Annotated in this window: 13 protein-coding genes; 4 read left to right on the plus strand and 9 right to left on the minus strand. The window is 57.2% G+C overall.

What is annotated here, in order from left to right; genetic code table 11:
* Positions 1 to 11: 11 nt before the first annotated feature.
* From GSQ62_RS21040 to GSQ62_RS05765, 6 genes are all read right to left on the minus strand, one after another.
* Complete coding sequence (locus tag GSQ62_RS21040) at positions 12 to 665, minus strand: hypothetical protein (protein WP_317164394.1); 654 nt, start codon at positions 663 to 665, stop codon at positions 12 to 14.
* Positions 662 to 1882 carry a family 16 glycoside hydrolase gene (locus GSQ62_RS21045; RefSeq protein WP_317164395.1) on the minus strand — a complete coding sequence of 407 codons (1221 nt, stop codon included), beginning with the start codon at positions 1880 to 1882 and terminating at the stop codon, positions 662 to 664. Before GSQ62_RS21045 ends, GSQ62_RS21040 begins: the two co-directional genes overlap by 4 nt.
* Positions 1883 to 1933: 51 nt before the next feature.
* A complete protein-coding gene (locus tag GSQ62_RS05750) occupies positions 1934 to 4231 on the minus strand; it encodes a GH92 family glycosyl hydrolase (protein WP_161888625.1) in 2298 nt (765 codons plus the stop codon).
* 79 nt (positions 4232 to 4310) lie between these two features.
* The gene (locus GSQ62_RS05755; protein ID WP_161888626.1) at positions 4311 to 5207 is read right to left on the minus strand and encodes an ROK family protein; all 897 of its coding nucleotides are present in this window, start codon (positions 5205 to 5207) and stop codon (positions 4311 to 4313) included.
* Between the two features lie 358 nt (positions 5208 to 5565).
* Positions 5566 to 6621, minus strand: coding sequence for a LacI family DNA-binding transcriptional regulator (locus tag GSQ62_RS05760; protein WP_161888627.1), 1056 nt, complete (start codon positions 6619 to 6621; stop codon positions 5566 to 5568).
* A 212-nt stretch (positions 6622 to 6833) separates the two neighbouring features.
* A complete protein-coding gene (locus GSQ62_RS05765) occupies positions 6834 to 7700 on the minus strand; it encodes a sugar phosphate isomerase/epimerase family protein (RefSeq protein WP_161888628.1) in 867 nt (288 codons plus the stop codon).
* A gap of 394 nt (positions 7701 to 8094) precedes the next feature.
* Here GSQ62_RS05765 and GSQ62_RS05770 point away from each other — a divergent pair, with 394 nt between their 5' ends.
* Positions 8095 to 8370, plus strand: a complete 276-nt coding sequence (locus tag GSQ62_RS05770; protein ID WP_161888629.1) for a hypothetical protein — start codon at positions 8095 to 8097, stop codon at positions 8368 to 8370.
* A 148-nt stretch (positions 8371 to 8518) separates the two neighbouring features.
* Here the strand turns inward: GSQ62_RS05770 and GSQ62_RS05775 are convergent, their stop codons facing one another.
* Complete coding sequence (locus GSQ62_RS05775) at positions 8519 to 9211, minus strand: response regulator transcription factor (protein WP_161888630.1); 693 nt, start codon at positions 9209 to 9211, stop codon at positions 8519 to 8521.
* 525 nt (positions 9212 to 9736) lie between these two features.
* Here GSQ62_RS05775 and GSQ62_RS21050 point away from each other — a divergent pair.
* From GSQ62_RS21050 to GSQ62_RS05785, 3 genes are all read left to right on the plus strand, one after another.
* Entirely contained in the window at positions 9737 to 9862 is a 126-nt protein-coding gene (locus GSQ62_RS21050) for a hypothetical protein (RefSeq protein WP_317164396.1), read from the plus strand.
* Entirely contained in the window at positions 9859 to 10884 is a 1026-nt protein-coding gene (locus tag GSQ62_RS05780) for a putative sensor domain DACNV-containing protein (RefSeq protein ID WP_317164397.1), read from the plus strand. The genes GSQ62_RS21050 and GSQ62_RS05780 overlap by 4 nt, the downstream gene beginning before the upstream one ends.
* Before the next feature lie 204 nt (positions 10885 to 11088).
* A complete protein-coding gene (locus GSQ62_RS05785; protein ID WP_161888631.1) occupies positions 11089 to 13227 on the plus strand; it encodes an FUSC family protein in 2139 nt (712 codons plus the stop codon).
* Between the two features lie 12 nt (positions 13228 to 13239).
* Here the strand turns inward: GSQ62_RS05785 and GSQ62_RS05790 are convergent, their stop codons facing one another.
* Together GSQ62_RS05790 and GSQ62_RS05795 are read right to left on the minus strand one after the other, a co-directional pair.
* Positions 13240 to 13695, minus strand: coding sequence for a hypothetical protein (locus GSQ62_RS05790; protein WP_161888632.1), 456 nt, complete (start codon positions 13693 to 13695; stop codon positions 13240 to 13242).
* A 178-nt stretch (positions 13696 to 13873) separates the two neighbouring features.
* On the minus strand, positions 13874 to 14218 hold the full coding sequence (locus GSQ62_RS05795; RefSeq protein ID WP_161888633.1) for a hypothetical protein: 345 nt from the start codon (positions 14216 to 14218) through the stop codon (positions 13874 to 13876).
* Positions 14219 to 14261 lie beyond the last annotated feature (43 nt).

Below are 14261 nucleotides of genomic sequence, written 5' to 3' on the forward strand. Positions count from 1 at the left end.
TTCGTCTGTTGTTAGAAAATGATAGAGTAGCTCAGCTTGCCGCTCACCGGCACGATCAGCTCTTTCCGGCCGTTGGCATCGCGCACCACAGGCTTGGCGCCTCCGGCATCATCCAATCTGATGTAGTATGACTTCCCGTCTATCAGGTACAGGTTCCTGGACACCTCCTCGATGGTGCTGCCTCCTGCCAGGCGGGCGTACAGGTTAGCCACCGGGTTTTGCACCGTCAGTTCGCGGCGCAGCCCCTTGCCGCCTTCCATCACACGGATGGCGTCCTTCACGTTGGCGCCGTACAGCTGGTAGTTGAATGTGGGCTGGTCATTTTTGTCTGTGTCATATCCTCCTGGTCTGTAACCGGTGCCTGCCGAGTCGGCTACCCAGGCGGCTTGCGGCGAGGCGAGTTTTGCCAGTGTAAAAGACGGCTGCCCGAAGTACTGCACAGACCCCACCGGGCGGGATGAGCCGTCGCCCCGGCTGTACCACATGGGCGTGGCATCCAGAAACTCTCCGCGCCACATCTGCACCATGTTGCCTCTGTCCATGTCGTAGGTATAATGCACCTTCTCCGGGCTTCCCACGTTCACGGCATGCACTACCCTCACACCAGACCTGCCCTTTTCATTTTCAACAGGCAAGTCCATAAAGCTGCGCAGGATGGTGTTCACGGGCGCATGCACCAGGATAGGCCCTGGTCGTTGTTACCGCCCTGGGCTTTGTCGCCGATCACGTACTCCCGGATTCCGGGGCCTACCACGGCCAGTCCTAAAGAAGGCCTGCCCCACTCCACCAGTTTGGAGTAGATCAGCTCGAAGGGCATGTCGCCGGCAGGCAGCGTCACGGTGCCTCGCTGGTTCCGTCCCCCATTCGGGATAACCGTTTTGTTATTGATCTTCATGAGCCCACGGCCGCCGCCTGTGCTCAGGTTAAAGGTATATTCCCCCGGCTCTTTTACACGGAGCGTGCCGGTGTAGCGCACCAGGAAATCGTTCGGGAAGGGGCTTATTTCCGAGGTCAGCGCCACGGATGTTCCCTCGGCCTCCGGCGGGATGCTGTCGTACTTCGGCTCAGCCTCAAACCTGCCTTTGTACACCTTGTACTCCAGGTTCACCAGCTCAGGACGGGGCTTGCCGTATTCTGTTATCTTGATGTTGCGGAAGGCCACGGCGCCATGGTCGCCCTGCAGGCGCAGCGGTCCGGCGGCCACTTCATTATTCCCCATCGCGCCGCGCGTAGGGCCGAAAAGCTCCACGTTCTCGTGGATGACCACCCCGTTCAGCGTGGCGCGCAGGATTTTGGCGTTCTCGATTTTCTTGCCGCTGGCGTCGAAGCGGGGCGCCTGGAAAGATATCTTCAGGTTTTGCCACAGGCCGGGCGCCCGGCTCACGTTCTGGCGCGGCGCATAGCCTTGGTAACCTTTCTGTCCGTTAGGCTTGCTCTCATCCCAGCGCTCATATATGGCCCCGTTATTGGCGGAGGTCGGCGTTTTCACGCCCCAACTGTCCTCCAGCTGCACCTCGTAGCGGCCCTGCAGGTACACCCCCGAGTTGGATCCCTTGGCCATCATGTAGTCAAGCTCCAGGTCCATGTCGCCATACTCCGCGTTGGTCACCAGGTCCTTCCCTTTATTCCTCCTGCTCGGCTCGTTCACCAGCACGCCTTTGCCCTCTACTGTCTCCAGTTCGTTCTCGTCGTCAAGCTCTGCGGTAACGCCGCCGGCAATCTGCCAGCTCTTGCCCGGATTCTGGAAAGCGGATAAATCATCGAGGGGGATGGCAGTCGCCTGGGGTTCTGCAGACTGCGCCAGCGAGATGCCCGTGCTGCACATCAGCATCACGCCCGCCAGCAGTACGCCCCGCATGGATGTGGATTTGTGTTTAATCATATACCGGTTTTTAGTTGGGATTTCCCAAGTTGTACAAAATATAAGGTCCTTTTATTTCTCGGTTGACAGCGAATAGGGGAAAGCGGCTGCCTTCGTTCCACGCTCCTTGTTGGGGCTGTCGGTCATTTCAAAGTCTATCCTGGCCCCTTTCATCAGCTCGCTGTGGCTCAGCCAGTTCTTATCGTAGGTTTTGCCGTTCAGGCGCGCGCTGTTTATATATAAGTTCTCGGCGCTGTTCTCCGGCGCGTTTATCACCAGTTGCTTCCCGTTTTCCAGTTGCAGCGTGGCCTTTTTGAACAGTGGTGCCCCTATCACATACTGGTCGGTGGCCGGTGTTACAGGGTAGAAGCCCAGGGCCGAGAACACGTACCAGGCGGAGGTCTGGCCGTTGTCTTCGTCGCCGCAGTAGCCGTCCGGGGCCGGTGTGTACATGCGGTCCATGGTCTCGCGCACCCAGTGCTGCGTCTTCCAGGGTTCCCCGGCGTAGTTGTAGAGGTAAATCATGTGCTGGATGGGCTGGTTGCCGTGCGCGTACTGCCCCATATTGGCAATCTGCATCTCGCGTATCTCGTGGATCACGCTGCCGTAGTAGCTCTCGTCATATATGGGCGGCAGCATGAAAACAGAGTCGAGTTTGGCCGTGAAGTTGGCTTTGCCGCCCATCAGGTCAATCAGCCCCTGCACATCATGGAACACCGACCAACTATAGTGCCAGCTGTTGCCCTCCGTAAAGGCATCCCCCCACTTAAAAGGATTGAACGGTGCCTGGAACTTGCCGTCCTGGTTTTTTCCTCGCATCAGGCCAGTGGAGGAGTCGTAGAGGTGGCGGTAGTTGAGCGCCCGGTTGGCATATAGCTTGATTTCCTTCTTCGGCCGTTTCAGTGCCTTCGCCAACTGGTATATGGCAAAGTCGTCGTAGGCATACTCCAGCGTGCGGGCCGCATTTTCGTTTATTTTTACATCGTAGGGCACGTAGCCCAGCTTGTTGTAATAATCGGCTCCGGCGCGGCCCACCGCCGTCAGCGGCCCTTCGTTGTTGGCCCCTTTCAGCACCGCCTCATACAGGGTGTTGATGTCATATCCCTTTCCGCCTTTCAGGTAAGCATCGGCCACCACGGAGGCCGAGTTGTTGCCCACCATCACGTTGCGGTAACCGGGGCTGGCCCACTCCGGCAGCCACCCGCCCTCTTTGTAAGCGTTCACCAGGCCCTCCTGCATCTGCGCGTTCACCGTGGGGTACATCAGGTTCAGGAAAGGAAACAGCGCCCGGAACGTGTCCCAGAAACCGGTGTCGGTGTACATATAGCCGGGAAGCACTTTGCCGTTGTAGGGGCTGTAGTGCATCACCTTTCCGGCGGCATCTATTTCATAGAATTTGCGCGGGAAGAGCAGGGTGCGGTACAGGCAGGAGTAAAAAGTTTTCATCTGGTCGGGTGTGCCGCCCTCCACGGCCACGCGGGCCAGTTCCTTGTTCCAGGCCTGCTTTCCCTTCGCTTTCACCGCCTCAAAGTCATCGCGGCCGATTTCGTTCAGGTTCAGTTCGGCCTGCTCCGGGCTGATGAAGGAAGAGGCCACGCGGGCATTCACCTGCTCCCCCTTTTTCGTCTTGAAGCCCACCACGGCACCGACATGGTTATCCTGCAGTTGCTGCTTGTTCGCAGCCAGTTTATCGCCGCTCCAGGTGGCGGTGCTGCTGAAAGGCTTGTCGAACTGGATGACGAAGTAGTTTTTGAAGTTCTCGGGCACGCCGCCGCTGTTCTTGGTGGTGTAGCCCACAATTTTATTCTCACTTGGGATTACCTTCACATAAGAGCCTTTGTCGAAAGCGTCGATGACGATATAGGCGCTGTCTGTCTGGGGGAAGGTGAAACGGAAGCGGGCGGCGCGCTCGGTGGGCGTAATCTCGGTGGTGACGTCGTGGTCGGCGAGGTAGACGCTGTAGTAGTAAGGCTTTACGGTCTCGGACTTGTGGGAGAACCAGCTGGCGCGGGCATCCTCGTTAAACCGCAGCTTTCCGGTAACCGGCATGATGGCAAACTGGCCGTAGTCGTTCATCCACGGGGAGGGCTGGTGCGTCTGCTTGAAGCCCCTGATTTTGTCGGCGCTGTACATATAGCCCCAGCCGTCGCCCATCTTGCCGGTCTGCGGCATCCAGAAGTTCATGCCCCAGGGCAGCGCGATGGCCGGGTAGGTGTTGCCGTTCGAGAGGCTGTGCTTCGAGTCGGTGCCCATCAGCGGGTTTACCCACTCCACGGGGTCTGTCACTTTATCCACAAGCACCGTCTGGGCAAGGGCGGTGGTATATATAAAACTCCCCAGCAGGGCAATGGCAATCTGTCTTATTTTCATTCCTGGATTTTGTGAAGGCAAATGCTCTGGCAATTTACGGCTTACTTCCTGTTATACTGCTTGTATGGTGTCTATAATTTCATTCTGCATCAGGCAGGAGCACCGGCGGAGTCTCGAGCCAATAACTGGCGGCCCCTAACAAGGCGGCCTCCTCGGCCAGGGCCGCTTTTTTCAGCGGCACGCAAAAGCCCATGGAAGCCAGGCTACTGACTGTCGCCGGCACAAACAGGTCCCAGGCGTTGGCGATGTTTCCGCCTATCACCACCACCTCCGGCGTCAGTTCGCGGAGGTAAGGGACCAGAAACCGGGCCAGGTTCTCTGCAAACTCTCCAAAGGCCGCCCGTGCGTCGGCATCGTGGGGGTACAGCGCGGCAAGTTCTTTCACGCCTGTCACTTTTTTGCCCGAGAGCCGCTTGTAGGTTTGCACGACAGCGCGGGTGGAGAGGTAATCCTCCGCAATGCCGTCCCGGAAAGGCGCGCGCCATAAGTCCGCGTCCCCGGCAATCCCGTTATGGAGCATGGCCGAGCCCAGGCCGGTGCCAAGGGTCAGGCCGATGGCAGAGGCGGCGCCTTTCGCAGCGCCTCCGAACACCTCGCCGCGGAGAAAGCAACCGGCATCGTTCACAAGTTTTATGTCGGCGGCAGCGCACCCCAGCCTGGAGGCCAGCAGCTCTTTTACATTCAGGCCATACAGGCAGTCGTACTTGTTCTGGTTCTGAAACAGGCAGATGCCCTGCTCATAATCAAAGGGACCCGGCATGGATATGGCCAGCTTTGTTTCGGCGGCAGAGCGACGGCCCATTGCCTGCTCTATTACGGCCGCCCATATGTCCAGCACCTCCTGCACCGTCCCCTGTGCGTTCACGTGTGCCCTTACCTGCGTTTCCGGAAGCACCGTCTTCGTTTCCAGGTCCACCAGGGCAGCTGTAATGTGCGAGCCGCCGATGTCTGCCCCCAGTACCGTTAGATGAGACATATTTAGCTTGTATAGCTTAGTAATTTTCAGATGATCCCCTCTGCGCTGTTCCTGGCCGGACCAAACGGGGCCCACAAATTTGCTAAAAGGATTTAGCTTTTCAAAACCATTCCTGCCTGCGCACTCACTTTTTCAACCGTCTGTTGTTGGTGTGCCGCCGGTTTCAGAGATGTGTTTACCCTAGACGCGAACCGCCGCCACACACGTAAGAGGCAAAGGAACGGACACAGTCGCACCTCTACCTATATAGTTCCAACTTTTATATATTCAAATTTAACAGTTTCATCCGGAAACAAAAGCCTTGGAATCAAATAATTCATATAGCACTTGCACAAAGCCGTCCCTGGGCTGTCTGTCGTCAAACGCTCTCCAAGTCCGGCGCTGTGGTTTTCTGTTGCCTGCGAGGTGTGGAGTTCCTGACGAGGAGGCTGGTTGGGAGGGTGCAGGTTTCTGCCTGCATGGTTTTGCTGTTATCGTTCAGCAGGCGCAGCATCACGCTGATGACCTGGTTGGCGATCGCCTCGGTGGGCTGCGCCACGGCCGTAATGGATGGTTTGTAGAACCTGAACACGTCGTGGTCGTCATAGGCCACGACCCCAATGTCGGAAGGCACTGCCAGATCCAGCCGGCTGATTGCCTCCAGCCCCCTGACAGCCATATAGTTTGTGGCAAACAGCACCGCATCCACCTGCTTCTGCTCGCTCAGGAAAGCCGCAATCTGCCGGATCATCTGCTCGGCGCTCTCGCGGTACGGGATAGCCAGCACAGTGGGCTCCAGGTGCCGGTTCTCAAGCGCTCTCCGGTAACCCTCCTGGCGCTGCAGCATCTGGTTCTGCTCGGAGTCAGTCGTGACCAGGGCTATTCTTCTGTACCCCTGCTCTATCAGGTGGTCCGTGGCGTTATAGGCCCCCGTCATGTTGTCGACCACCACAAAGTTGGTGTGCAGCCCCGTGATGTAGCGGTCTACCAGCACCACCGGGAAGCCATCGTTGATAAGCTCCTGGATGGCGGCTTTCACCCCCTTGGGCGGTGTGATGATATACCCGTCCACGTGCTTGTCTCTGAACATGTTAATCAGGTCAAGGGTCTTTTCGGGGTCATCCTCGGTGCTGCAGTAGATGATCTTGTAGCCCTCCCTATATGCCTTCTCCTCTATCAGGCGGGCGATGTTCGCGAAAAAAGGGTTAGAGATGTCCTCCACCATCAGGCCGATGGTCTTGGTTTTCCCGGTGCGAAGGCTGCGGGCCAGCTGGTTGGGCTTATAGTCCAGATCCTCCACCAGTTTCAGCACTTTCTCCGCCAGGCTGTCGCTGATCCGCTTTTCCTTCGCCTTTCCGTTGAGGATGAACGACACGGTGGTGATGGAGACGTTCAACTGCCTGGCGATGTCGCTGATGAGAAGCTTCTTTTTCATGGTTGCAAAAGAGACGCGCAAAATTTTAAGCAAACGGACAAGTGTACAAGCAGTTTCTGCCGGGGCAGTGGGCAGCGGCTGGGTGATCTGCTGCGGCTCAACCTTATATAAATATATGGGCGCCCCAACATATAAGTTTATATATAGCCTCCGCACCAGGGCCGGGTTTTGGCGCAAACCCTGCCCTGCCGCCCGAAGATCAGATGTCCTGTTTATTTACCCTTAGCATATGCCTCTCTGAGCTGCTTTTTCAGGTACCCGGCGGCAAACGGAATCTCCGTCTCAGGGTTGTTGACTCTCCCCTCAATAAACAGGGGGCCTTTGTAGCCGATTTCCTTCAGCGCCCTGAAATACGGCCTGAAGTCGTCGCCCACGACGCCGGGCAGCGTGCGCTCCGCCTTCTCGGCCACCTCCACATATACGATAATATCTCCCGCGTCGCGTATATGCTGCGGCGGCTCGTTCTCTTTCAGCATGTGGTAGATGTCGGCGTTCAGCCTGAAGTTGGGGTGATCGACGCTTCTCACCACTTCTGCCGCATCCTGCAGCGTGTTCAGGAAGTTGGTCTCGGTGCTGTTGAGGTTCTCTATGGCAATGGTGATGCCGTGCTTCCGGGCTACGCCAGCCATCCTGCGCGCCAAAGCGGCAAAGTCTTTCTTGGCCAGCGCCGTGTCGTAGTTGTCCGGCAGCCTTCTGGAGCCGCCGCTGCCCAGCACAATCACGGGGATGTCTGCCTGGCTGGCCCGTCTGAAAACCGTGTCGAGGTAGCCCAGCACCCTTTCCTCATCCACTTCCGGCCCGGCTATTTTTATGCTGCCCGGGAAGAGGACATTGCACACATACACCTTGGTTTTCGTGGCTTTTATCTTCTCCAGGTTAGACCGGAACTCCGCCTCCGTCAGGGAGGGCGACAGCATCCTGCCCACAGACTCCCCGAGGAAGCTGAAGCCGGAGGCGTGCAGCAGGCTGTCCCGGTCGATAGGGGCTATCATGCCCAGTTTTGGCAGCTTCTGTGAGCTGGCTTCATACACGGGCAGCAGGTTCAGTAACAGCAGTAAGGTTAGGATCGAGACTCTCATAAAGGATTTTTTTGTGAGGCGGCCATTGTTCCGAAGAACTGCCGTGGCCGGTAATATAGTAAAATCTGCGGTTTTACCCATCCTTTACAGATCTATCGTTGCCAGCACTGCCCAGGCGCGGGTGTTTTTGTCTCTGCTTTGATGCGTGTAGCTACAGGGCTGTGCGGCAGTTTACAATATAGCTTACTGTTTGCTGACAGGCAGGCACGCCGCCCGTTATTATTATATGCGATTAACCACCAGTGTACAAACACCTTAAACAAAGATAAGTAGTAATACAGGGGGGTATTGTGCAATCTACTGAAATTCTATGTCACGGAAAAATGTTATTTTGCCAAAGTCAGGAATAACGCTAACTTGGTACCCGATATGGTTTCTGAGAGGGTGAAGCAGTATGACAAATAAAATAAGAGCAGCGCTTCGGCATTACGAAAAACTGGCAGAGGAAGGCAACATAACGACCTTTGCTGTATACATACAGGGAGACGGAATCCTGATAAAGCCGCCGGGCGCGGAAACGGGGCAGCAGGTGCCGCTGATAGAGGAGATGCTGACCCTGCTGCACGCCTACTTTTACGATCTGGAGTGCATCGAATACGGCTCCTTCGATTACGCCTCTCTGAAGAGCTTCCTCAACGCCAGCCCGGAAGAAGGAAAAATAAAAGAATAAGGGCTGCGAGGGGGCTTTGAATCCTCCCGGCGCAACTGCTTTCGGCGGCTTGCCTTTTATATATAACCCACCCCTCCCCACCGTTACGGGCATATATCCCCCGGCAAGGCATCCGTTCCGGAGGCCTTGCCTATCATTTACAGGAGTATTACTCACTGGCCGTGTCGAGCCCTTCGTCTATCCTGAGCAGTTTGTGCTGGATGGCGTACTTGATAAGGTTGGCGGTGTTTTTAGTCTGGGTCTTCTCAATAATGTTTTGCCGGTGTGTCTCCACAGTGCGCTTGCTGGTAAAGAGCTTGTAGGCTATGTCGGCGTTGGTGAAGCCCTCCGCAATAAGGGCCAGTATCTGAATCTCCCGCTTCGACAGAGGCTTGCCTGTCATGGACTCCGCCTTCTGAGGCTCTACGGGCTCCATCACCTTGTTCAGCATTTTGAGGGAGAGGTCGCTGCAGATATAGGTGGTGCCGCTTGCCACCAGTTTGATGGCGGAGTGGAGTTCCTCCCTCCCGGCGGTTTTGAGTATATAGCCGGAGGCGCCGCTGTCCATCATCTTCTGCACGAAGGGCTCGTTGTTGAGCATTGAGAGGGCGATGACACGGGTGTCCGGGTATTGGTCCCGCACGCGCCGGGTCGCCTCAAAGCCGTCCATCTCGGGCATGTTTATATCCATCAGCACCACATTGGCAGGGGTACTTTCCAGCAATTCGAGCAGCTCGCGGCCGTTCGCCGCCTCCCCCACCACCGTCAGGGCGGGGTCCCGCTCCAGCAGCGACTTCAACCCTTCCCTGATTATTTTGTGGTCATCTGTGATGATTACCCTGATTAATTTTCCCTCAGACATAGCTCCCTACCTGTGACACTTCCGTTACCGGCTGCTGATGTGCTGTATCGCACCCAGACACCTTCATGCCGTATATATGGTGTACGGCACTTGCAGTTGCATAGGGCATTTTCGCCGCAATATTTTGTATTTTCAAGCATTTGGTACATCCTAAAAGCGTTTTGCACATTTCAGCAGTTCCTGTACAGGTTATTGACCGCACAGAATTAATAGGCAGCATCCATTCAAGCATTATACGACTCAGGGTATTGATAACGAGAAAGATATACCACAAAATTCTTGTATCTTGATACTTATGTTTCTTATTACTCCTCCCGCAGCAGCTACAAATACAGATGCCGCAGCCATCGGATTCTGCCAGCGCACGGGGAGTTTTGCTGTGAGTGCGCCCAAGGGTTCACCGGGGCAGCAGCGGACGAAGCGAGCTGAAAACGGCTGCGCTGCACATGCTTCAATTTAAAATGCTTTCCTTTAACTTTATGCAGTGTTCCTGCGGAGCACTGATTCTAACCCAGACACAGGAGCATGACCCAGCACATCACTTACCAGGCAGCGCGCACAGTTGCCGCAGCCGTTGAAGACCATTTTGCGCGCCATCAGGAGGCTGCGCGGGGGCAGAGCGAGCAGGGGCTGGCCCCTGCCCCCGGGTGAAGGAGATTGAGGCCATCATTGATGTCGCTTTCTGGGCGAGCCTGTTGCGCGAAGAAGGGCGGTCCCCTAAAATATCGCTGGCCTACCTCCCGCCGGCGCAGGCGGAACAACCCATGCAGTTCGAGCGCTGGCTTCCGCTCACGCCCGCCATCCTCACCAAGCTGGCGCCCGCCGTGGAGCGCCCCGGCATTCACCTCGGCGTCTGGTGCGAAGACGACACACTGTATGTCTGGGGGGCCACGCGCACCATTCCGGGGCTCTGCTTTGTGCTGGAGGTGGTGGAACCCGGCCTGCTGGTAGTCAAGCACCGGCGCACAGCCGGATATGGCAAGTTTGCGAATGTGGCGGTGCTGAGGGGCGAGCAGGTGAAAATGGTGGACGGCAACGGCGCGACCCTGTCCGACAGTTCGGACTTGCTGGCGGCGATGCTCGGTTTCACCAGCGCCTCCGCCGCCTCACGCGACCAAAGTGCCGACGTGCTCATCCAACTGGCCGTGTCGATGCGCGACCACGGGCGCGGCGGCTCCCTCTTGGTTGTGCCGGCCGGCACACAGACCTGGCAGCAGTCCATCATCTATCCCATTCCGTATGCGGTGGAGCCGGCATTCAATGGTTTGGCGGAACTGGTGCAGCAAAGCAGTGAGAAAAGAAGCACAAACCAGTGGCAGGGCGACCTGCACCGGGCCATATATGGCATAGCCGGCCTCACGGCGGTAGACGGGGCCACCATCATCAGCGACCGGTATGAGGTACTCGCCTTTGGGGCGAAGATTGGCCGGCCCGAAGGAAGCAGCCCGGTGATGCAGATGGTCACCACCGAGCCAGTTGCGGGCGGGCGCGCAGTTGTTATTCACCCGGCACAGTCGGGGGGCACTCGGCACCTGTCGGCGGCGCAGTTTGTACACGACCAGCATGATGCCCTGGCACTGGTTGCCTCGCAGGACGGCCGCTTCACTGTCTTTGCCTGGTCCCCGACGCAGCAGATGGTACACGCCCACCGCATCGACTCACTGCTGCTGTAGCCCTATATAAATTCTGGGCGCCACAGGCATCAGCACCCAATGGTAAAACAACCATATGTATATATTTGCGCCTGCACCGAACATCTCATGTACATGCAGGTGGTATTCCTTCAGGCGTGCTGCTTTGTAATTTCTATAAGCTTTGATTCGAACTAACCGGGCCACCGCCCATCTTAAACGGCTGCTTTCCGGCAAAAAACCCACATGAACACACAAACCTGGACGGCGAAGCGCTTCTTTACGAGCGAGTATTTTGCAGAGGGGCTGCGCTCCACGCTGGCTGTCCTGCTTCCTGTGCTGGCGTTCGCCCAGTTGGGCCAGCTCGCTGTGGGAATCCCCGTGTCAATCGGGGCTTTGGCCGCCAGCCTGGCAGATGTGCCGGGGCCTGTGGTACACAAGCGTAATGGCCTGCTCATATGCACCGTGGTGGTTTTTTTCGTGTCCCTGCTCACCGGATTCGCCCTCTCACACGTTTTCCTGATGGGCACCATGATTCTTGCCGGTTGCTTCTTTCTGTCCATGCTCACCGTATATGGCAACCGTGCTGCCATGGTGGGCACCGCCGGGCTGCTGGTGCTGGTGCTGGTGCTGGGCATGGCCCCCAAAAATGTGTGGGCCTTCAGCGGCCTGCTGGCGGCGGGCGGCATCTGGTACCTGTTGCTGAGCATGGCTTTCTCACGCCTCCTGCCGTTCCGGCCCGCCCAGCACGCGCTAGGGGAGTGCATCCGCGAAACGGCGGCATTCCTGAAACTGAAGGCCGATTTCTACAGCCCCTCCACCAGCCTGGACGAGAACTACCGCAACGTGATTAAACAGCAGACGGTGGTGAGCGACAAGCAGGACGCGGTGCGGGAACTGCTGCTGCGCGGCAGGGCGCAAGACCGGGAGGCGGCAGACCGCACCAGCGTGCTGGTGCTGACGTTTGTGGATGTGGTGGACCTGTATGAGCAGATGGCCGCCATCCAGTACGACTACGCCACCATGCGCCGGGCATTCGGGCAGTCGGGCATACTGGAGCACATTGGCAACGTCGTCAGGCTTGTGGCCGAGGAATTGAATGAAATCGGGTGGGCCATCCAGTCGGGCAGCCGGTTCCGCCGCAGGCAGTCGCTGCCTGCAGAGCTGGCACAGCTGGAACGCCGGATGAAGGAAGTGGCGGCGGGCGGCGACCAGAACAGCGGCGCCGTGCTGGAGAAGATATACGCCAACCTGCAACAGATGCTGCAGCGGATTGAGGCCATCCAGCGCTACTTCACCTCCGGGACCCCGGTTGCCACAGCCAAAAACGACGAACTGGAATATGCCCGCTTTGTCACCAGGCAGGGATATGACCTGAAGCTGTTCCGGGAAAACCTCACCCCCACCTCCACCACCTTCCGGCACGCGCTGCGCGTGGCGCTGGCCTGCCTTTTCGGCTATATACTCACGAAATCCATACCACTGGGGCTCCACAGCTATTGGGTGCTGCTCACTATCATCGTTATCCTGAAGCCCGCTTTCAGTTTCACCAAGCAGCGCAATTACCAGCGCCTTGTGGGCACCCTGATTGGAGGCGTGCTGGGCGTGGTGGTGCTGGCCGTGGTGCAGGACAAGGGCGCGCAGCTCGTGCTGCTGAGCCTTTTCATGCTGGGCACGTTTAGCACACAGCGCATCAGTTACGTGGTGAGCGTTGTCCTGATGACACCTTTTATCCTGATTGGCTTCGACTTTCTGGGGGGTGAGGGCCTGCTGATTGCCCAGGAGCGCATCGTGGACACCCTGCTGGGCTCGGCCATTGCGTTCGCGGCGAGCTACCTGCTGTTCCCAAACTGGGAGTCGGAGAAACTGAGCGACCTCATGCAGCGGATGCTGCGGGCAAACAGCAGCTATCTGCAGAAACTGGCGGCAAGTGTGGCAGGCGCGGAGGTGGGCACGATCGAATACAAACTTGCCCGGAAGGAGGTATATGTCAGTTCGGCCAACCTCTCGGCCGCCTTCCGGCGGATGGTCTCTGAGCCGAAGCGGAAACAGCACGACGTCGAGGGCCTGCACTCCTTTCTGGTGCTGAACCATATCCTGTCTTCCACCATCGCCGCGGCTTCCTCCGCTTTGCTGGCAAGGCCCCACCTGGCGTATCCTGAAGCCTATAGGCAGCCCGTCAGGCAGGCGGAGGCCGTTCTTCAAGAGAGTTTGCTGCTACTCCGGAAAGAGAAAGCTGCGCCCGCGCCGGAAATACTACGTCCGGCCAACCACTCTGCAGCGGATATGAAAGAGGAAGAGGATGTGCTGCTGCTGGAGCAGTTGGAGTTTATATGGAAGATAAGCCAGGACATCTGCAAAACCACGAAGGCTATATATGCCTGATCAGAAAAGTGGTCAGTCAGGGAATATGGAGGGAGGTACACCCGGTTGCGGCAGGATAAGCTGCATCCGGAGCCAAGACAGGGCTTCTTCCTGAGTCAGGAAATTCTTCACCATAAAGGAAGTCATGCCCAGTGCCTCTGCCCTTGTCAAGACAGACTCCAGGGCGATGCGGTGAAACAGAGTGTCGGGGAGTACCCGGGCCAATTTTTTGAGGCGCGTCCGGGAGAGCAGCTCGAAGAACACGGTGGACATCCACTCCTTTGAGGCAGCGTTGAGGGCACCCAAGCGTTCCGCGTTGGATACTGCCCGCTCTATGCCCGTGTCACACAGCGCCTCGTACAGTTTTGTTCCGCCCGCCTTTATCTCCGCCTCGTCCGCTGGCCTCAGCCACATCGACCTGAGCATGTTGGCCTCCACGTCTACCTCAATCCTGTAGAACGCTGAATCGTACACTGTTTTGAATGCCATGGCTCTTGACGTTAAAAGAAAGATGGGAAACCAGCCTGGGCGGAGAGGCGGCTTTCTGCGTGGAAACGGCCGGAAAGAGCAGAACCGGGGTGTCGGACGCTGGGTATGGAAACCAAGTATGCCAAAACAAAAAACCCCCGCAAAACGGAGGCTTTTGCTTTGGCTAAAAAGTGGTGTTTTACTCTTTCGGCGCTGCAGACGCGTCACCGCCCTCCTCATCCATCCGCACAACGCCAGTCTGGCCCTGTGCATTGGTCATGGCCACTTCAAATACGGCCTTTTCTCCCTCGGCAGGAACAACTTTATATATGTCTCCTACCGTCCAGTCCTTGTAAGTGTCGCTTTTAAGGGCAGCCTGCACCGCTGGCGGAAGCTGGTCCTGCGTCACGAGCTCTTTCTTTCCCTCCTGGGCCTTCTGCTCAGCCTGTGCCGGTACCTGCTGGGTTGTAGACTGCGCACTGGCGTCCACTGAAGTTAAACCCATTACCGCGATTGCTGCTGTTAAAAATGTTACTCTTTTCATAGGTAAAAAATTGGTACAACCTCCCTTCCTTCAGAACCGTGCC

This window comes from Pontibacter russatus, from assembly GCF_009931655.1.
In the GTDB taxonomy this organism is placed as follows: domain Bacteria; phylum Bacteroidota; class Bacteroidia; order Cytophagales; family Hymenobacteraceae; genus Pontibacter; species Pontibacter russatus.